The organism is Methanolobus psychrotolerans, assembly GCF_002243045.1.
Lineage (GTDB): Archaea > Halobacteriota > Methanosarcinia > Methanosarcinales > Methanosarcinaceae > Methanolobus > Methanolobus psychrotolerans.
The window spans coordinates 132,525-152,859 of record NZ_MBKP01000005.1 but is presented as its reverse complement, the minus strand read 5'-3'; the positions used below and the strand labels follow the sequence as shown (position 1 = coordinate 152,859).

Here is a 20,335-nt window from a genome sequence, read left to right as displayed (position 1 = left end):
AACCAATTACGTGCCCATTCTTCCATTATTCCCTATAGGGAATATATTGTATTAATAGATTGCGCTGATATTACAGACAGATTTTCGATTACTGTAGAGGACTACAACATAAAATTTAAGATGGAAGTAGTACCTTCCAACTAAAAGATGGAGAATGTGTGTAAGAGGAAACGTTATTAACAGACGTAATCAGAAGGATAGTTATGCCCTAAAAACAGCAGAGTTAAGGTATTAAAATATTTATTGTCAGATCCTGGGTGCCAGTGTTCCACGTTATGTTTCTCCCACCTACATGCTTTTATTGTCTTAACTTGCTGAGCTATTATGTATTTATGTATAAATCTACTGTTATAATCTATATTGTGAAGATACTAATCCTTTCCTAAACCGCCAAGTAAATGAGAAACTTCCATCAACATTTCAAAAAATTATATTCCTTGCACACATTATCGTTTTTTAGAATGTGGCTAGATTGTGGAAAAAATATTCCGTTTAGGTTGACTAATCGGAAGTTGCCCACATTTGAGATTGTAGCATGAAGATTTCTACAAAGCCCAAAATCATGTCAAAAATCATTTGCATATTGCGTGGAAGTAAACATTCATCAAATCAGGATGAAGTACATAATGACCTAATTTCATGATCCCTACAAGAGACATCATGAAACGAAGAAACCTTAAAGAACATTGTTGATGTAAATCAGCGTATAAGAGGCTTTCAAATGCAACATTGTTCAAAGGATGAAAAACTTCAGAATCCCATCAGGCAGGCAAAAATTACCGAAAACATGAGTGTAGACGAACTTGTGCATGCTCTGGATGGCTGTGCTTTTGGTGCAGGGAAATTAGCAGATGCTGTTGATATTTATACTGAGATGCTGGCTGGCGGATCTACCAGTTTCTTCGGGCTGGCAGGGGCCATGGTGCCTGCAGGAATGAGGGAAATAGTTACAGACCTCATAAAGGACGGTTACATCGATGTGCTGGTTACAACCGGTGCCAACATGGTGCATGAGATTGTGGAATCAATGGGACTTCATCACTATAAAGGATGTTCGGAATGCGATGATATCGAACTGAAGCATGAAGAGATTAACAGGATCTATGATGTCTACCTCCCGGAACCTTATTTTGTTGACTTTGAAGAAAAGATGAAGGCAATACTCTCTGAAATTGGCAGCGAGACAATATCTATCAGGCAGTTCATGACCCAGCTTGGAAACCACATTGACGATAAAAGCTCAATACTAAGAGCCGCAGCCGACATGAACGTACCGGTCTACTGTCCTGCAATACAGGATTCCATGATAGGACTTCAGGCATGGCTCTACAAGCAGACAAGACCGCTGAACGTGGACGCATTTGCAGACATGAGAGAAATAATCGACATATGCTATGAAGCAAAGAACCCCGGAGCAGTTCTGATAGGCGGTGGTGTCCCGAAGAACTACATATTCCAGTCCATGCTTGTAACTCATCAGGAATTCGAGTATGCGATCCAGCTGACAATGGATACTCCGGAAACCGGAGGACTCAGCGGTGCAACCCTTGATGAAGCACGCTCATGGGGCAAGGTCAGTGAGACCGCACGCTCTGTAACAGTCCACTCTGATGCCACAATCACGCTTCCGATAATGGTGGCAGCAGCACGAAGCAGACTTGCTAATATGTAATGACAAACTGAATTTGGAGCAGTTACATGGAAAAGAATACAAGGCTCATACTTGCACTTGATGTTACAGACAGAGATGAGGCCATACAGATATCCGAAAAAGTCGCCGGGTACGTGGATGCCATCAAAATAGGCTACCCTCTGGTCCTTGCAACAGGGATGGACATAATAGGCCAGCTTTCAAAGTACGCACCTATCATTGCGGATTTCAAGGTTGCGGACATACCAAACACAAACCGGCTTATCTGCGAGCAGGTGTTTAAGGCTGGTGCAGATGGTGTCATTCTCCAGGGATTCACCGGGCACGACAGCCTTGAAGCCGCCGTAAAACTTGCAAAAGAACAGAAAAAGGACATCTACGTGGTGACTGAAATGAGCCACCCGGGTGCCCTGGATTTCATGCAGCAAGCCGGCGAAGGCATTGCTAAAATGGCAGCCGATGCCAAAGCTTCCGGCGTGATTGCACCTGCTACCCGCCCGGAGCGTGTTACTGAAATCAGAAAAATAATAGGAAGCGAGCTCTCCATCATATCACCTGGCGTGGGTGCACAGGGAGGCTCTGCCTCTGATGTAATTAAAGCAGGTGCTGACTGGGTAATTGTTGGCAGAAGCATTTACCAGTCAAATGAACCGGAGATGGCTGCCAAAAAAATAGTTGATGAGATAAAAGAAGTTATCTGATCTTTCATCTGAACTTGTGTGCCGATGATGATAAAACCAAATCTGATCTATGATGAACCCTATGAGTTCTGAGGCACACATATCATCCCAGTAATTCCAGATTCTGTTTGAGGATCTGCGAAAATACCTCATTCTTTTTAACATCTGATCGTGCTTCTTCAAGACATCTTTTAAGATCTGAAACTGAAGTTTCAAGACTCTGGATATAGATAGCCTGCTGTTCAAGCTTGTTATTAAGCTTCTTGATATCAAGACTCTGGCGATGGATGGTTACATGGTTGCCGATTTCCCTGTTGGTTTTCTCAACCATTTCTTCAAGCTCTTTTCTTTTAGCTTCCATTTCCACAAGGGATTTTTCCATACTTTCTTCCAGTCTGGCATTTTCCTCGCGCCTTAGCCTGAGATTCTCATCGTCAGCTTCAAGTCCGGCTTTCTTTTCTTCAAAAGCCCGCACTTCCCCCTGGAAAGCAAGTTCGTTCTCCCTGTGAGCATTTACACTTTCCTCATACCTTAACCTGAGATTCTCAGTCTCAGCCTCAAGCTCTGCTTTCTTCTCTTCAAGGACCTTAACCTCTTCCTGGAAAGCAAGCTCTTTCTCCTTGTGAAAGTTTACGCTTTCTTCATACTTCGCTATGGATATTTCCAGTTCATCTGTTTTTGGTCCAAGTTCGAGGAGTTCCGCATGTATACGCTCCTTGATCTGTCCTAATGAAGAAAGCTTTTCATTAAGGAATATTTCCTCATCCTCAAGTTGACACCTGCGTGTTTCAATATCTGCACGCTTTCTGTTAAGCTCTTTTAATTCAGCATAATAACCGGACTTGATAATCTCAATGGCAACAGGATACTTTGTATCCACCAATTCAATGGAGATTTCCTCACCTGCTGAAAGCTTCTCTTCTAAAGACCTGCACATTTCATCCAGCTCAGACTTCTTTTGTCTGTACTGTTCAAAATCAGCTTCATAAGTCGATCTTAAGGAAGACAATTCTTCCATCTTTGAACTATACTCCGCAAACTTAGTTTCATACTCAAGCCGGGAATCTTCAAATTCCTTTATCTGATTTTCAAACTCAGAACGCTTTTGTTCAAATGCAGCAATTTCCTTTTCAAGCTCTTCCATCTGCTCTGACGACATCGACCTTTTTGATCTCTGTATGGCAGACTTCATGATGGCGCATTTATTCTGAAGCTCTTTTTCCTGATCAGAAAAATTACTTTTGAGTTCATCGAGTTCTTTTTGTTTTTCTTTATATTCACTAATCTCAGATTCATAACGTTGCTTTATTTCCGAAAGCAAAGATTCTTTTTGGAGGAGATCCTCTATATCGGACCCTGGCACCCCGTAAACAGGTTCATGCCTCTCCTGGACTGGATTTTGATTTTTACCTGGTACATAATTTTGCGGAACAGCAGAAGATACATCTTTTTTTGCTTCCTTTTCCACCTCATCTGCTACGATGGGTTTTCGATAAATATTAGGAGTGAAAAACTTAGATGGTTTTTCAGCTTTTTTACTTTCTTCTGACCAGTTCAATGGATTCATACTATCAGTTCCTTATCCTGTTTTTCGGCAACCAATTGTCCCCAGAATTCCAATGGCATGTTCCTGGCAAGTTCCAATGCGCCTTCAGATATTCCAAAAACAGCATCCAAGTCAAGAAATACCTTGCCTCCGCCAAGCTCTTTAAGCTCATTCTCAATAAAGATACCAACATTGGACAGATTACCTGTTCCGCCAAAAATGTGAATATTATTCCTTAAGGATTCACGTGTATCCAGATCAACATCAGACAACACCCGGGTAATCCCTGAAACGATATCAGTTATCACAAACTCACACGCAATCTGTATCTCTTCAGCTATTGACTCCTGAATGGTACCGTTTTCAAGGGGAACATCTACAACACACATATCCTGACCGAAGCAAAGATGCCCATACTTTTCTTTCCATTCCCTGGCAAGTTCTTCCGTTACTTTTGAATCCGGCCATCTTTCAATGATGAGTTTTACTATTTCACGATCAATATCCTTTCCCGCACATGGAATACTCAGGCAATCAACATTCTGCGGAACATTACTATTAATGACACAGATATCTGCCTTGTTAAAACCAATATCTACTATCATTGACTGCTTAAGAAGAGCTTTTTCATAAGCCATACAAAAAAGCTCGTCCACAAGCATTGCACCCGAAAATATTTCCCTGGATAGCTTCAGGAGATTTTTTTTATATTCCCTGTCTGCATTGGAAGGTATACCTATTATTGCATAGGTTTTTTCTTTGTTCAGATCAACATCATGCTTGCTAAGAAAGGATATAAGAAACTCTTTGAAAGCATGGATATCAGCTTCACTTTTCAATCCATCGTTCAGAGGTTCCTTAGTTTTACCGTCCGTCAATTCCAGAGCTTGTTTACCAAATAACAAGTTCTCTTCAGCGTTCTCACTATCTTTCTGAAGAAAAGCTATGACAGTTCGTTCAGAGAACTTTTTGCCATCGCTTGTGCAAACCGACGTTTTGAACATACCCGCATCTATTCCAAGATACAGACAATTATCACCACTAACAAAGTCCTCCATATGATCAACCATTTTTTAATAGACCCGCATGAAATTACAACTGGCATATCATGAGATCTGTTTTTCCTTAAACATGGAATCTTATTAAATCACTATTTATATATTATGAACATAAGATTTTGATCTATGGCGATGAATTAACTGAAGCAAAATCAGGAAAGAGTAAAAAAGAGATACATAAGGATTGGACTAGAAAATCATTCCATGGACAAGAAAAAGTAAGGTCTTTAAGGCAATTATATATAACTCTCTTTATGTTTGTCGTACAAAACATGTATTATACCTTCTGCAAGACCCAACTGAGGAACATGCATATGAGTCACATTGCCCCACTTCATAACTGAGTAATATATTTTAGAAGCAGGCACTATAACATCAGCTCTGTCCGGACGCAGACCCAGCTTTGTTATACGCTGCTCAAGTGTGAAACCCTTAAGATAAGTATTGAGATCTTTGAGATCCGTATCCTGCAGAAGAGTACCATCTTTCTTGCCAGACAACCGGAAAAGCTTGTTTATATTGCCACCGCTTCCGATAGCATTATCAGGCTTATGCTTACGGATTGCATTTTTCACCCATTGCTTCATCTCATTCCAATCCTCTTTTGTCACAATACCTTCAATAATGCGAATGGTACCTATATTGAATGACCTGTAAGCAAAGACATCATCCCCATTAAAGAGAATAACTTCCGTGCTGCCGCCTCCCACATCAATGTGAAGATAGGTTGAATTACTGTTTCCAAGTATCTTTTCAATATGATTGGAATAAATGATCTTTGCCTCTTTCCTTCCGCTTATGACCTTAAGATCAATCCCGCTTTTGTCCTTGATCAGGGAAATAATCTCCTCCCTGTTGTCGGCTTCTCTCATAGCGGAGGTCGCACATGCCATATAATCGATTGGTTCATAAGCATCCAGCAGATATCTGAAAGCCACCATTATATTTACCAGACGGGATATTTTTTCCCGGGAAATGTTATTATGGATAAAGGCATCCTCACCCAGGCGAATAGGCATTCGTACAAATGATATCTTTTCATAGACCGGGTCCATACCTTCAGAATCCACCTTTGTGATCAGTAACCTAACAGCATTAGAACCAACATCTATAGCAGCAAATTTCATTAAACTTCCCCGTTTTTCAATTGGTTTTCAAGGAAAACATAAGTATCTTCCTGAGCCCGGTAAGACTTTTCCCCGCCTGTCCTGTACTTATTATCCTGAAGATCATTGATCATCCTTGCCTTTGTATTATCAAGGAACTGCAAATCCATGTATTTCTGAAGTTCCTTTTGAAGAGCGGGGTCATACACCGGTGTTGCAACTTCAACACGTCTATCCAGGTTTCTTACCATCCAGTCAGCCGATGAAATAAAATATTTTTCATCACCGTTGTTGCAGAAAATGAAAATACGCGAGTGTTCCAGGTATTTGTCAACTATGCTGATGACTTCGATATTCTCACTAAGTTCTTCAACACCGGGTACAAGTGAACATATTCCCCTGATAACCAGCTTTATTATGACACCTGCTCCATTGGCCTCATACAATTTATTGATCATCTCGCTGTCCACAAGGTTATTCATTTTTGCATGAACATATGCCGGTTTTCCTTCTTTTGCATTCTCTATTTCATTGTCAATGTACTTTTCAAATGTATTACGCATTTGAAGAGGAGCAACTAAGAGATGTTTGTAATTATAGACCTTATAGTTGTGGTCAAAGAAATCAAAAACCTTCTCCACTTCAAACGTAAGGTCCGTGTTTGAGGTCATAAGCATATGGTCACAATAAAGTTTTGCAGTAGATTCATTAAAATTGCCTGTTCCGATACATGAATAGTGAACAGGATTATTTCCTTCGATCCTTGTAATATGACAGAGTTTTGAATGGACTTTCAGACCAGGGACACCATCAATAATCCTTGCACCTGCCTCTTCCAGTTTTTGGGTCCAGTAAATATTTGACTCCTCATCGAATCTCGCCTGAAGCTCGATAACAACCGTCACACTTTTTCCATTTTTTATTGCACTTATAAGTGCGTTTATGACATTGGAATTGCGTGCAACCCTGTAAAGGGTTATTTTTATGCTTGAAACATGAGGATCGATTGCTGCCTCCCTTAGCAAGTCAATAAAATAATCGAACGACTGATATGGATAATGGAGAAGAATATCCCTTTCCCTTATGGCAGCGAATATGCTTTTATGGCGCATCAGGACTTTATGTGGTAAAGGATGCTTTTTTTCGTAAAAGAAAGAAGCAGGACCTATTTCCGGGAAGTTCATGAAATCTTTTGCATTGTGGTATTTACCACCCGGCACGAGGTTTTCGAACTTCTGGATCCTCAGCCGTTTGAGTGTGAAATCAAGAAGGTAGTAGGGCATCTCCCTGTCATAAACAAAACGTACGGGCTGACCTTTTTTTCTTTCCTCAAGACTCTCAGACACCTTTTCAAAGAAACTTTTGGTAACATCATCATCAATATCCAGTTCCGCATCCCTTGTCAGTTTGATAGTATAAGCACCAATCGAATCGTACTCAAAGGTTGAGAATATATCATCAAGACCAAAACGGATCACATCATCCAGCATTATAACGCATTTTTTTTCACCTGAATCAGGAAGCATTATAATACGGGGGAGGACATCTGCAGGAACCTCTATCAGCGCAAATTTAGAACCCATTGGATCCCATTTTTTCCGGACATCAATAACCAGATAGATAACCTGATTCTTTAAATAGGGATAATTTGGAATGTCTTTAAGCATTACAGGAATAAGGCGTGGCCGTACTTTTTCCTGGAAATACACTTTAAGGAATGACTTTTGTGCTTCATCAAGTTGTGTCTCATCAACAATGAAAATGTGATGCTTTTCCAGTTCCTTTGTCACATCAACAAATACTTTATCAAAATCATCACGAAGCTCCAGTACCCTATTATGAACCTGCTTCATAACCTTTTTCGGGGAAACACCGACCATGACATTAGATTTCAACCCTGCATCTATCATACGCTGCAAAGTTCCGACCCTTACACTGAAAAACTCATCAAGATTCGAAGAAAATATCCCGAGAAACTTCAAACGTTCAAGTAATGGGACTTGAGGGTCTTTTGCTTCCTGGAGTACCCTTTCATTAAATGAAAGCCAGCTTATCTCCCTGTTAATATAATCGTTCACTTCAGACATAAAAGTCATTTTTTTTAACTTTAAAGACAGCAGAATATTGCTGTATTTTGATAAAAGTACAGCAATCCTATTATATAACACTTCATACAGATTCATATATAGTTCTATATAGCACAATATAGCCTCATATAACCGATACAAAGTCAACAGACATCATTATCAGGATGTATAAATACCTGATATTGCCTGCGAGAACCTCACACTGAAATCGGAATCAAGAACCTTGGACCATACATCAGGGAACGACTCAAGCAGTTTTTGAAGCTCCTTTTTCCTGAATTCAATATAAGCGTCAACACCTGGATAATCGTGGAATCCACTGGATGCAGGCAGCTTCTTTTCATTTGTTTCACCCCATCGCCCATATTTTTCAAAGTTATCCAGAAGTTTTAGTGCGACCACCGTGTCATGCATATCTCCCAGGTTATCCTGAAGTGCCTTCAGATCCTTTACCAGACCTTTGGACTGTGGACCAAGCACTTCATTGAAGAACTCAAGCGTATAACGCAGTATTTTCACATCGATCCTCAGCAGATGGTATTTCTCAAGAGAAGGATCAATTGCTGTGTCACTGGAAACAACTTCATCATATGACCTGACAACTGCAAATTGTGTGTATAAAAGCACAGGCAGCACATCAATGACCCTGGATGCAACAGGCTCACCATTCTTTTTTACGGACTTCATTTTCCAGGATTTTTTATGCAACAGGTAATCAGCAAAGTTATTCTTGAATTTATTATACCTGACATCATCAAGATACACAAGCATATTACCACGATTTTTTGCCCGCTCTATCAAAAGAGAATCTTCCAAAGGGTCCATTTCCTGTACTTTTTCTGGTGGCTGATCTGCAAGGTAGGTGTTGATCTTCTCAAGAAAAACATCCAGGTCACGCACGGAGCCAAGAACTTTTCTTGTAGATCTCATGTCCTTGAAATACGGGGACATTGCCTTCATGTCAATGTAGCCCTCCAGTACCTCAACTGCCGAACGCATGCGCATTGCAGCAACCCGCATATCATGAAGTTCTTCGATATCTTTCCCGACCTTTGTGCCTCTCTCATGCTCGATCATTGCCCCGAACTGGAACATAAGGATCTTGCGGGCAGCCTCGCGCATTGTATCATCGGCTTTAATATCGGTCTTTTTCATAGATATGAATTCAGAAAATGGAATTGCGGCAATTATGTTGGCAATTGCACTATCAGGGATTTCAGCTCCTTGCTGTGGAACATCCGCTTTTGACACCATATCTTCATCAGAACCTTCTTCGTCCTCTGGTATTCCAATCTCCTCTGCTTCCAGAATATCAATGATTTCCGGGAATTGCCTAGTCTCCAGCACAGTGGATTCATTAGAACCACCTATAACTGGATTGCTTTCGATAGTATCATCAGTGACCACCGTATCAAGAACAGTGTTTTCCTCAGTAATTTCCATTTTAAACGGCTCCGGATCCAGTTCTTCAGAAACAGTATTAGTTATAATAAAATTATCATCATTACAACTTGTGTTTGTCAGGAAAGAAGACTCGTAAGAACCTGACATTGCTCCTGACGTTATATTTGTTATAAGTATACCTGCAAAAGTTGTAAGCACAGAACAATCATTATGTTGCTCAGGCTCATTTTTGAGATTGGCAGACTGTTGCTTTGATGCCATTATTCCTGTTCCTTCCGGCACTTCAGAAGCCTGAAGGAAATAGTTCACAAAGATATTGATCAGCAACAGGAAAATACCTGCCGAATAGAATATTATCACATATGATACTTTTGGATAAAACCATTTGTCAGGGAATGAAAGTATGAATATAAGAAGTCCCGTTGAAGAAAGTAACATACCCGTTATGAATGAATAACTGCGCAAAAGCTGTTGGCGTATCCCTGCAATACTGATGCCCGCAAGTATCAGCAATATACCAGCTCCCATCAGAAAGCAGACAACAAGTATGATCTCGGAACCAGAACTGCGGCTGAGCCTGCTGACCATGGCAAACAGGAGGCCTGTCATGCAGAATACCAGCCCTGCCAAAAAGCCCAGAGATGCGGTAAAGGAATACTTCTTAACAAACTTGTTCGACGACAATTCTCTCCCCTCTGGTAATATTTTCTACAACTTATTAAACCTTTATGCGCTTCAGTTCGTTCATTGTTCCCCGAAAGATCTTCTGCTGCATCCTCATTTGTCTGATTTGACTTTTAATAAGACGTTTCTTTTCCTTTTTACTCTTGTATCCGGAAAGGGAACTTTTTATTTCCTTCAGGTTCGATTGGATCTTAAATCCAACTATTTCCCTGTCCTTAAGAATTGCCTTAACCGGACAGATCTTTATGCATTTTCCACAGTTAATGCATTTTTCATCTATAATAAGGGCTTTCCCCTTTAACATATCAATGGCATCTACAGGACATTTTTTCACACATTTCCTGCAGGATACACATTCTTTCTTATTGACCCACGGCATTTTCCTGTCCTCATTACTAATGGGTCAGGCAGGTATAAAAGTATATACAGTAATAATGTATATCATATACGCTGCCATGTCAGAACTAAAACAGACCAGCATTTGATACGTAGCTGGTCTGGAGGAAATTCTATGATCCAGGCCATTCAATGGGGCCTTGACCCTCTGTCCTTTGTACTTCTGGAAAAGATAATACTTTCGCTGATGCTAGGAGTACTTGTAGGTCTGGAAAGGGAACACTGGCGCGCGGACAAAAAGATATTTGCAGGGGTCAGGACATTTTCCATCACCTGCATAACAGGCACTATTGCCACTTTCCTTGTGGAGTATGTTGGAATCTGGATACTTGTTGTAACAACTCTGCTTGTAGTCTTTGCTTCAGCATCCCTTATCTATATGATCAATATACTCAAAGGGAAATCAGGACTCACAACTGCAATTGCACTCTTCTGTACATATCTTCTGGGAGTAATTGTTGCCCTTGAGCTATATCTGGTAGCAATCGTTACAGCGCTTATACTGACATTCCTGCTGATTGAAAAAAGACCCCTTCACTTATTTGCAGAGCATCTTTCAGAAGGTGACATAAGCAGTGCCCTAAAATTTCTGGCAGTTGCTTTTGTGCTTTATCCCATAATGCCGGAAGAACCTATCTATGGACTCATCAGACTTAAATCCTCAATACTCATCGTGGTGCTGGTTTCATTCATCAGTTTTGTAAGTTATCTGTCTCTGAAAAAGATGGGTGCAAAGGGCGGTATACCCTATTCAGGTTTTTTTGGAGGATTCATAAGCAGTGAGGCTACCATTGCCGCACTTTCCGGAATATCCCGAAAAAGACCGATACTCAAAGATTCCATTCACATAGGTGCAATGCTTGCAGTAGTATCCATGATCATAAGTAACATTATTATTGCACTTATTGCAGATCCGACTGGAAATACTGCCTCCCTGATGATTCCACCATTCATAATAATGGGGACAATTGCCTTGGCAGTCGTAATTATGAAATGGAAAAAAACATTGAACCTGGAAGAGAGTATTGATATAGGTTCTCCTTTTGCCCTGGGCCCGGCATTCAAATTTGGAGCTGTTTTTACAATACTGCTTATAATTGCCAACTATGCAAACGAGTACGGAGGTGCCGGAGGAGCTTATGCAACGGCACTTGGCGGGATCGTTAGCAGTTCTGCCGTCACTGCATCTGTAGCTGCGCTGGCATTTACAGGAAACCTTTCCACACATACAGCTGCTGAAACTGCGATCCTTGCAGGACTTGTCAGCACTCTTAGCAAACCATTTTATATAAAAATAAGCGGCTCACCTGAATTATTCAAAACAACCGTATTCTCTTTCATCGCTATTGTAATAGCAGGAATATTTGCATTGATATTTTGGAGCCTTTATATGCGCTCATATCTGAGTTAATTTGTCAATCTCTATAACTATATATACAAACCTGTACTATTTTTACTGATAACAAATGCTTGAAAATGTAGACCTATCTAAAAGTATCAGCAAGGAAGAATATAACAGCATAACCGAAGATTTGCGGATACGAATCGGGGAATTACAAAGAAAAGCATGGAAAATGGATGTGCCCATTATCATAGTCTTTGAGGGATGGCATGCTTCCGGCATGACAGAAATTATAAACAGGTTCCTTTTGACCCTCAACCCAATGGGTTTTGATCTTTACACCACAGGAAAGCCCTGTTATCAGGAAGAACAAAAACCACTGCTATGGCGTTTCTGGACAAAAATACCGCCTAAAGGCAGGATTACAATTTTTGACAGAAGTTGGTATCGCAGGATAATCATCGAACATAATAGCAGGGGAAAAGCAAGCAAAGACATGTCAAAATGCCTCGATGGTCTTACATATTTTGAAAGGCAGCTCACAGATGAGGGGTATCTGCTTATCAAATTCTTCCTGCATATAAGTAAAGAAGAACAACAAAATAGATATCGCGATTCAAAAAAACAGGGAATACCTCTTTTCATAGTTGAAGAAGAAGAGCAGGAATACCTGAATGAGTATGACAGGTACCTGCCCCTGATAGAAGGCATCCTGGAAAGAACAGACAGGACTGCTGCCCCATGGACAATTGTGGAATCCAATAACAGGAACTTTGCAACAGTCAAAATACTAGCAAAGGTCATAGAGTCTATTGAGAATAAACTGCAGGCTATTGAGAGTGAAGTAAAGGTCGGCCAAAATAACCATAATGAAGATTGTATTGTTCCCAATATAGATTCATCCGTACTTGAAAAGATAAACCTGGACAAAAGTATCAGCTACGAGGAATACAAAAAAGAAAAAAAGAAGTGCCAGAAAAAAATGGCACTGCTACAGTATGAACTTTTCAAGCACCGCATACCCCTTATAATGGTATTTGAGGGATGGGACGCCTCTGGAAAAGGAGGAAGCATAAGGAAGTTCGTACAAAAACTGAACCCCAGGCTCTATCAAGTAATACCGGTTGCTACACCCTCACAAGCAGAACTTGCGCGCCACTACTTATGGAGGTTCTACACAGAGATTCCCGAAGCAGGCCACATAGCCATATATGACAGGAGCTGGTATGGAAGAGTACTTGTTGAAAGAGTAGAGAACCTCTGTAACAGTTATGAATGGAAACGTGCCTACAGGGAGATCAATGAATTTGAAGAAACTCTTTCCAACTATGGCACCATCATCGTCAAATTCTGGATGCACCTGGATAAGGAAGAACAACTTAGCAGATTCAAGCAACGCGAGAACACTACACACAAACAATGGAAGATAACTCCCGATGACTGGCGTAACCGTGAGAAATGGAACTTATATCTGTCTGCTGCAGATGAGATGCTGCAGAAGACAAGCACCTCCTGGGCACCCTGGACCATTGTTGAATCAAATGACAAGTATTACGCAAGGATAAAGATATTCCATACAGTCATTGAGTGTATAGAAAATGAGCTTGAACAGAGAGGACTTCAGTAGTCTTCCCTGAAATAAACATCCTTTTCAAAGAGCAAACGCCAAAGGTCGGCTTTCGTATCCGCCCTGTCAGCATCGGTATCCGCCCCCGGGCCCTTAACGTTTATTATCACATCTTCTTTCTGAAGATCAATATCAACTATCTTACTATTCATTCTGCTGTAATCCAGAGCATCCGCAAGCCGCAGGATAGCTGCCATTTTGAGGATATCGTCCTGCATCTGCAAAGGAAGCCGGGAGAACTTCTGGTTCTGAGATAGTTTCTGAAGCTTCTTTTTGTCGATCCTTTTCTTATGAAGGAAAGTAGTCCAGGGAAGAAAGAGACAAAGAGGATATGGAAGTTCACCGGGACAGGCAGAAAGGAGGATGTCCCTTCCTACTTTGTGATGAGTACTCACATCGGTCATAACCCCAATGTCATGGACAAGTGCTGCTACCTTTAATGTCTGACGAAGATTCTCATTTAGAGCATGAATGGGTTTTAGAGAATCGAAAAGTTGCAGGGAATTCTCAGCAACCCTGCGCGCATGTTCCTGCTCAATACCATATTCCTCGAACATATCTCTAATAGAGGAGAATGTAATTTGTGTTTCAACAGGAGCTATTTTATAATCAAGACTCCGGGCATCTGTTCTGATATTCTCTATCAAAAGTTCAAGTCCATTGTCGAATTTGGAACTGCTTCCCGCAATCAGGCCCGTATAATCCCTGAAGAAAGACACTATTTCATTAAATTCGGCCTCTGTACTATCACTCATCAGCTCTGCCTCAAGCTCAAGGTAGCTTTTTTTGTTGTCACCGCAAATAATGGTAACATCATCAAAACTCAGTTCTGCAATGTGCCTTTGTTCAGCAAGGACCTGACGGTCTGTCCTTTTGTGCTTCACAACAAATAGTGGGAAGAGACTACCTGAACCTGTCATCTTCAATATACGGTCCTTAAGGTCACAATTCTTCCATTCTTTTACCGGAAGCTTCTCTGGCAAGGTGAATTCTGTTTCCTCCCTCATATGGATAAGAGAACTTGTACTTTTCAGTGACTTGAGAGTATAAACTACTTTTTCCTTTTTTTCCCTGCACCTGAATGAAAAACCTGAAGCATATATTATCATGTCCAGTGTATCAAGATAAGTATCCACAAATTCGCTTGCCACAGCATCAGAAATAGTAAAACTGCTTATCGAGTCTATATTCATAACCTTATCGAAGACATCACGCTCAGATACAAGGAACTTCGCTTCAATTTCCATAAAGAAGGATACGACTTTTTAAGTTAAAAGTTTTCGATTCGGAACTTGTCTTTTTTTTGAAATATGTAAGAACCATCGCCATTACTAACAAATCCCATCTTTTCCCAGAAACCGACGGCTTTTGGCCGTACCCTGTCTGCAATAATCGTATTGAATTGTTCTTTGAATACTTCAATCGTTTTTCTGCCGTAGTTCTTTCCCTCAAATTCCGGAAAAATTGTTATCGAATAAACAAATAGAACATTATCGTCTATCCTGCCCCGGACCTTTCCAACCCTTTGGCTGTTTCGATCTATATTCAACCATCTGTAATCAGAACATCGAGTAGGTGGAAGCAGATTAAACGACAATTCATTTGGCACTTAAAGACATCCTTTCAATTATGTTTATGTTCAATCAGCCTACTTTTCTGTATAACTGGGCATTAGCAACAACAGGCTCGAAGTATTCCTGCATTTGTGGCGGTATTTTCTGTGTTTGTTCTGTTGCAAAATAACCACTATCAAGAGAATCATAGAACATTTTGAGTACTTCTACCCTTTCGTCTTCTTTAAAATGCAAAAGGACATTCTTGCAAAGAACGAGATTGAGACCTGTCCTTATTGGTTTCAGATCTAATAGATTATTCTTTGTGAATTCAACACTTTTCCTTATTTCGTCTGAAATTATGAAATGACCTGGCTCATCAGCTGGTGAGAAGTATTTACTGAATATAGACTCCGGAATCCTCTGGACCATTTCCTTTGGATAGATGCCTTTTTTGATTATATCCTCAAAGAGATTGCTATTGTCTATGTCCGTTGCATGTATCTTTACATTCCTGAAGACCATACCCATATTCTCCCTCAATACTATTGCAAGTGAATATGGTTCAGGACCCATGGCACAGCCAGCATCCCATATGTGTATATATCGCCTGCTTCTAATTTCAGGAATTACATAATCCCTGATCATTTCCAGTGTTTGCATATCCCTGAAGAAATAAGTGAAAGCTATGATAATCCTCTCCTTAGCACACATATATAAGTAAATAATTATATTTATCTGTTGCCATTGAAGGTTAAATAAATTATGCAGATGAAGAAATCAATGAGAAAACAAACTAAAAGAAGAAAAAGTAAAAATGGGAAGTTAAAGTATGAAATGAAAATATTATGCCTGAGTATCAGGCAAGACTTGCGAGATCTTCAACTTCCTTTTTGTCCAGTACTTTTCCAAGGTCAAGAAGTATCAGGAGACGATCCTCCATTTTACCTACACCTGTAATATAATCCCTGCTTACTTTGGACATGACAAGTTCCGGTGCAGGGTCTACATTTGAAGAATGGATCCTTAAAACCTCATTTACAGAATCAACGATCATACCCACAACATTGTCATCAATCTCAACTACAATTATGCGTGAATGCTCATCAACTTCCTTGGATTTAAGATTGAAGCGTTTATCAAGGTTGATTACAACGATAATTCTTCCACGAAGGTTGATTACACCTTCCACAAAATCAGGAGATTGAGGGATCTGAGTAATCTCAGGCATTCTAATGATCTCCTGGACCTGCATGATCTCCACTCCGAATTCCTCGCCTCCAAGCTGGAAAACTACCATCTGTAACAATTCATCACTATGACCTGTTCCAGATTTCGAATCATCTTTCATATTATATCACATCTCGATTAAACAAATGCATGTTCTTTCTTTTCAGCTCCACCACTTTTTCCGGCTCTGTTTACAGTTCCTCCTGAAATAGATGTTGGATCCAGTACAAACTTGTCAACGACCGCTTTCATCTCACCTGCAAGACTTGAGAGATCCTCAGCTGATCTTGAAAGTTCCTGCATTGTAGCAGTCTGTTCCTGAACAGCGGCAGATGCTTCTTCAGTTCCTGCAGCAGATTCCTCGGATATGGCACTGACCTCTTCTATAGAGGAGGTTACTTCTTCTATAGAAGCGGACTGTTCCTGTGCAGCAGCAGCAATATCCTGAACCATGCCTGCAATCAGATTACCTGCATCCACTACCTTTCCAATAACAGAAGCAGCTTCATTGAGAGCAGATGCACCGGTTTCTACCTCTGCAGAACCTTGCTGCATAGATGTAACTGCATTGTGTGTACCTTCCTGTATCTCTGCGATAAGTTTTGATATCTGTTTTGCAGCGTTACCTGAGTCCTCGGCAAGTTTTCTCACCTCATCTGCAACAACAGCAAATCCACGACCATGCTCTCCTGCACGCGCTGCTTCAATTGCAGCGTTAAGTGCAAGAAGGTTGGTCTGGTCTGCAATGTTTGTGATAAGGCTTACAATCTCACCTATCTGCTTGGACTTGCCATCAAGTTGCATTATAACACCAGATGACTCGGAAGTTGCAGTCCTGATGGAATCCATCTTATTAAGAAGATCTTTGGCAATTATTCCAAGGTTGTTGATCAAGTCGTTTGAACCCTTTGCATTTTCTGCTGCCCTCTGTGAATTTGTGGCAACTTCCTGAACCGTAAGGGTCATATCTACCATTGCACGTGACACTTCTTCTGTCTTGGATGCCTGACTCTGGGCCCCTTTTGAGATTTCCGAGACCGTATCAGCAATCTGGTATGATGAAGACGACATCTGTTCAACGGATGCTGACATTTCTTCAGCGGTTGATGCAACGTTCCTTGAACTGTCATGCACCATGGAAACAACCTGATTCAATGATCGTCTGGTGTTCTCAATTCCATCTGTCAGGACTTTGAACTCACCGGTACCCTGAACCTTGAGGGCCTTACTAAGATCATTGTTTGCGATAGCTTCCAGCACTCTGGATGAATCTGCAATTATTGTCTGCAGGTTCTTTCCAAAATCATCTACAGTATCAGCGAAAATCTTGAAATCACCTTTTGTTGTAAAACCGAATCTTGCATCAAGATTGCCGGCAGAATACTCATTAACCATGTGCATTGCCTCATTCATAGGAGACATCAGTGCATCAATGGCCTTGTTGACAGTGTTAATAGCATCCATGAAGCGCCCTGCGTAAACAGAGCCATCTGCCCTGTAGTCAAGGTTTCCAGCCTCTGCGGCATTACCGAGTTTAATGAACTCATCTACTATCCCCTCTATGTTGCTCATCATTGAGATGTAACATGGGATAAGTTCATCATTCTCACTGCGTTTGCCGATTTTCTTAAGTCCTTCGAGGTCGCTCAGATCACCGACAGCAATCTTCTTGTTAACGCTCATTGTAGTCCGGATCCTGTCACGAACACCGTTTGTAGCTAATGCAACTTCTGCAAAGATTCCCTGATAATCGCCTTCTACCTTTCTTGTATGGTCATTGTTTACCATCAGCTGCAAAACCTCGTTGCTTTCTACAAGACCAGCAAGACCAGCGATACAATCATTGATACTATTCTTGATCAGATTGAAATCACCTTTGTATTCTGCAGTAATCCTCTGGGGTATCATTCCCTTTGAGATCTGCTCAACATATTCAGCAGTCACATTCAAAGGTTCAATGAGAGCATCCAGAGTGCAGTTCACACCTTCAACTACCTTACGGAAATCACCCTCATGCCTTGAAGCATCAGCGCGGGTGTCAAGGAGACCTTCAACTGATGCTGTTGCAAGCATGTTCGCATCGGCTATCAAATTGTGTACAGCTTCTTTAACTGTTGACAATGAAGCAGAGATATTAGCAAAATTGGCATGTTGATCCACGGTGTATTCGTTTGCTTTTGTCACATTAAAATCAAGATCTAGGTTACCCTTTGATATATGCCCAAGGTTATCTATCAGGCGTTCTATCTCTTTCTTAGTGTAAATTGCATTCTGTTTTGATGCAGAAACATCCTGAATCACCTCAATATGGCCTATTGTTTCTCCTCTGGCATTCATTATGTAGGAACTGTCCACCTGGAAGTTCTTATTATCTTCTGCCAGATTGAAATAGGTAGTAGGTTTGCCCTCATTCAACCTGCATACACCACATTTTTCAGTACCGCATATCTCTGAACCCCACTGCTCACAGGAGGAACCAAGGACATTTTCACGTTTAAGTCCTGTCTGTTTCTCTACTGCCTTGTTTATAAAGGTCCAGTTCTTGTTCATATCGGTGACAGATATAGGGAATGGTATGCTGTCAAGAATTGAGTTGTACCAGTAGATTTTGGCTACTACAGTATCAAGAGTACTGTTTACACCATCAACAACCTTGCGGAAGTCACCGTTATGCTTTGTTCCGTCAGCACGCACATCAAAGTGCTCATTTACAGCTGCATCTGCAAGCATCTGTGAATCGATTATAAGAGCCTGCACAGCATTTATACACTGATTAAGGTTCTTCTTGATCTCGTTGAAATCACCATGATATTCTTCTGTGATCTTCTCGGGGATATCTCCTTTTGAGATACGGTCCACATAATCTGCAGTCATATTCAAAGGATCGATTACAGCATCAAAGGCAGTGTTAACAGTTGTTATAGCTTCATTGAACATTCCCTGGAAACTGGAAGCATCTGCCCTGTACTCCAGATTTCCAGCCTCTGCGGCGTGACCAAGGCTGATAAATTCATCTGTCATGCCTTTGACATTTTCCATCATTGCGATTGTGTATGGGAGAAGTTTGTCATTCTCTGAACGTTTTCCAACTGATCTGTATCTTTCAAGGTCGCTGAAGTCTCCTTTGGTCATGAACTCAAATGTACGCTGGATATTCTGGAACCTCTTGCGAACTTCATTCACAGCATAAGCATTGTCCTTGAATATTCCTTCATATTCCCCATCTACACCTGTCTCAAAGTCATTGACAGCCAGCTTGAGAAGAATATCGGTACTTTCGGCCAATGGCCTGGATATGGAGTCAAGTGTATTATTGAGATTGGCGATAATAGTTCCGAATTCTCCACCGTGGCGTGAAGCATCGACGCGTACATCAACCTTGCCTTCGGAACCTGATGCTGCAAGCAACTCCGAATCTTCGATAAGGGCATTTATAGCATCAACACATATATTGAGATTTGTCTTTAGATCGTTAAAGCTGCCTTTGAATTCTTTTGTAATCTTTGGAGGAATGTCACCATTGGATATACGGCCCACATATTTTGATGCAGCTATAAAAGGATCGACAACTGCATCCATCATTTTATTAATACCGATTATAAGCTCTTTTTGATCTCCTTCGAAATTTGCAGGGTCTACACGAACATCAAGACGGCCATCAATGATAGAGCTTACCATTGAATTGATCTGGCTTGATAGCTTTTTCTGTTGTTCGACTTCTTTTTTCCACCCTGCGGATCTGTCCAGAAAAGCATTCAGTGCTTCCAGCATTTCTCTTTCAGTTCCACTGGTATGAAGACTTAGTCTTGAATCAGATTTTCCGGTTTCAATGGAATTCAAAACATCAATTATCTCATTATATAGTTTGTTGTTTTTCCCTAACATCTTTTCACCCTACATAATCAATTTAATGAACGGAGTAAGTTTAACTTTTGCATATCGACTCTATTAAACTACAACCGAACATACAA

Annotated in this window: 15 protein-coding genes; 4 read left to right on the top strand and 11 right to left on the bottom strand. The window is 40.8% G+C overall.

The annotated features are described in order from the left end of the window. Positions 1-721 precede the first annotated feature (721 nt). Together BB781_RS03065 and pyrF are read left to right on the top strand one after the other, a co-directional pair. Positions 722-1,672, top strand: coding sequence for a deoxyhypusine synthase (locus BB781_RS03065; protein WP_094227033.1), 951 nt, complete (start codon positions 722-724; stop codon positions 1,670-1,672). A 26-nt stretch (positions 1,673-1,698) separates the two neighbouring features. Beyond that, positions 1,699-2,352: an orotidine-5'-phosphate decarboxylase gene (pyrF, locus tag BB781_RS03060; RefSeq protein WP_094227032.1), complete on the top strand. Its 654-nt coding sequence runs from the start codon at positions 1,699-1,701 to the stop codon at positions 2,350-2,352. Between the two features lie 82 nt (positions 2,353-2,434). On the opposite strand, the gene BB781_RS03055 is transcribed toward pyrF, so the two are convergent. The 6 genes from BB781_RS03055 to BB781_RS03030 all read right to left on the bottom strand — a co-directional run bounded on the left by BB781_RS03055 (position 2,435) and on the right by BB781_RS03030 (position 10,595). Beyond that, positions 2,435-3,898 carry a hypothetical protein gene (locus tag BB781_RS03055; protein ID WP_094227031.1) on the bottom strand — a complete coding sequence of 488 codons (1,464 nt, stop codon included), beginning with the start codon at positions 3,896-3,898 and terminating at the stop codon, positions 2,435-2,437. Beyond that, positions 3,895-4,947, bottom strand: coding sequence for a rod shape-determining protein (locus BB781_RS03050; RefSeq protein ID WP_094227030.1), 1,053 nt, complete (start codon positions 4,945-4,947; stop codon positions 3,895-3,897). Before BB781_RS03050 ends, BB781_RS03055 begins: the two co-directional genes overlap by 4 nt. A gap of 224 nt (positions 4,948-5,171) precedes the next feature. Continuing rightward, positions 5,172-6,062, bottom strand: a complete 891-nt coding sequence (locus BB781_RS03045) for a Ppx/GppA phosphatase family protein (protein ID WP_094227029.1) — start codon at positions 6,060-6,062, stop codon at positions 5,172-5,174. Then, positions 6,062-8,128: a polyphosphate kinase 1 gene (gene ppk1 / locus BB781_RS03040; protein ID WP_094227042.1), complete on the bottom strand. Its 2,067-nt coding sequence runs from the start codon at positions 8,126-8,128 to the stop codon at positions 6,062-6,064. The genes BB781_RS03045 and ppk1 overlap by 1 nt, the downstream gene beginning before the upstream one ends. A 159-nt stretch (positions 8,129-8,287) precedes the next feature. Next, complete coding sequence (locus tag BB781_RS03035) at positions 8,288-10,216, bottom strand: CHAD domain-containing protein (protein WP_129582617.1); 1,929 nt, start codon at positions 10,214-10,216, stop codon at positions 8,288-8,290. Between the two features lie 34 nt (positions 10,217-10,250). Beyond that, a complete protein-coding gene (locus BB781_RS03030) occupies positions 10,251-10,595 on the bottom strand; it encodes a DUF362 domain-containing protein (RefSeq protein ID WP_094227027.1) in 345 nt (114 codons plus the stop codon). A gap of 132 nt (positions 10,596-10,727) precedes the next feature. Here BB781_RS03030 and BB781_RS03025 point away from each other — a divergent pair, with 132 nt between their 5' ends. Then, positions 10,728-12,023 carry an MgtC/SapB family protein gene (locus BB781_RS03025; RefSeq protein WP_094227026.1) on the top strand — a complete coding sequence of 432 codons (1,296 nt, stop codon included), beginning with the start codon at positions 10,728-10,730 and terminating at the stop codon, positions 12,021-12,023. Positions 12,024-12,078: 55 nt separating this feature from the next. Beyond that, on the top strand, positions 12,079-13,581 hold the full coding sequence (pap, locus tag BB781_RS03020; protein WP_094227025.1) for a polyphosphate:AMP phosphotransferase: 1,503 nt from the start codon (positions 12,079-12,081) through the stop codon (positions 13,579-13,581). Here pap and BB781_RS03015 read toward each other — a convergent pair. The 5 genes from BB781_RS03015 to BB781_RS02995 form a co-directional block, all read right to left on the bottom strand. Then, entirely contained in the window at positions 13,575-14,828 is a 1,254-nt protein-coding gene (locus BB781_RS03015; RefSeq protein ID WP_094227024.1) for a CYTH domain-containing protein, read from the bottom strand. The genes pap and BB781_RS03015 overlap by 7 nt on opposite strands. 23 nt (positions 14,829-14,851) lie before the next feature. Then, a complete protein-coding gene (locus BB781_RS03010) occupies positions 14,852-15,190 on the bottom strand; it encodes a GNAT family N-acetyltransferase (protein WP_129582616.1) in 339 nt (112 codons plus the stop codon). A gap of 34 nt (positions 15,191-15,224) precedes the next feature. After that, positions 15,225-15,848, bottom strand: a complete 624-nt coding sequence (locus BB781_RS03005) for a CheR family methyltransferase (protein ID WP_242492506.1) — start codon at positions 15,846-15,848, stop codon at positions 15,225-15,227. A 145-nt stretch (positions 15,849-15,993) separates the two neighbouring features. Next, positions 15,994-16,485, bottom strand: a complete 492-nt coding sequence (locus BB781_RS03000) for a chemotaxis protein CheW (protein WP_094227022.1) — start codon at positions 16,483-16,485, stop codon at positions 15,994-15,996. 17 nt (positions 16,486-16,502) lie between these two features. After that, positions 16,503-20,249: a methyl-accepting chemotaxis protein gene (locus tag BB781_RS02995; RefSeq protein WP_094227021.1), complete on the bottom strand. Its 3,747-nt coding sequence runs from the start codon at positions 20,247-20,249 to the stop codon at positions 16,503-16,505. Between the last annotated feature and the right edge of the window lie 86 nt (positions 20,250-20,335).

Excerpts from the sequence above, each read along its gene's own strand:
- BB781_RS03015 (WP_094227024.1), bottom strand. The coding sequence starts at position 14,828 with ATGGAAATTGAAGCGAAGTTCCTTGTATCTGAGCGTGATGTCTTCGAT.
- pyrF (WP_094227032.1), top strand. The coding sequence starts at position 1,699 with ATGGAAAAGAATACAAGGCTCATACTTGCACTTGATGTTACAGACAGA.
- BB781_RS03050 (WP_094227030.1), bottom strand. The coding sequence starts at position 4,947 with ATGGTTGATCATATGGAGGACTTTGTTAGTGGTGATAATTGTCTGTAT.
- BB781_RS03000 (WP_094227022.1), bottom strand. The coding sequence starts at position 16,485 with ATGAAAGATGATTCGAAATCTGGAACAGGTCATAGTGATGAATTGTTA.
- BB781_RS03045 (WP_094227029.1), bottom strand. The coding sequence starts at position 6,062 with ATGAAATTTGCTGCTATAGATGTTGGTTCTAATGCTGTTAGGTTACTG.
- ppk1 (WP_094227042.1), bottom strand. The coding sequence starts at position 8,128 with ATGTCTGAAGTGAACGATTATATTAACAGGGAGATAAGCTGGCTTTCA.
- BB781_RS02995 (WP_094227021.1), bottom strand. The coding sequence starts at position 20,249 with ATGTTAGGGAAAAACAACAAACTATATAATGAGATAATTGATGTTTTG.
- BB781_RS03005 (WP_242492506.1), bottom strand. The coding sequence starts at position 15,848 with ATGTGTGCTAAGGAGAGGATTATCATAGCTTTCACTTATTTCTTCAGG.
- BB781_RS03065 (WP_094227033.1), top strand. The coding sequence starts at position 722 with ATGCAACATTGTTCAAAGGATGAAAAACTTCAGAATCCCATCAGGCAG.
- BB781_RS03025 (WP_094227026.1), top strand. The coding sequence starts at position 10,728 with ATGATCCAGGCCATTCAATGGGGCCTTGACCCTCTGTCCTTTGTACTT.
- BB781_RS03055 (WP_094227031.1), bottom strand. The coding sequence starts at position 3,898 with ATGAATCCATTGAACTGGTCAGAAGAAAGTAAAAAAGCTGAAAAACCA.
- pap (WP_094227025.1), top strand. The coding sequence starts at position 12,079 with ATGCTTGAAAATGTAGACCTATCTAAAAGTATCAGCAAGGAAGAATAT.
- BB781_RS03030 (WP_094227027.1), bottom strand. The coding sequence starts at position 10,595 with ATGCCGTGGGTCAATAAGAAAGAATGTGTATCCTGCAGGAAATGTGTG.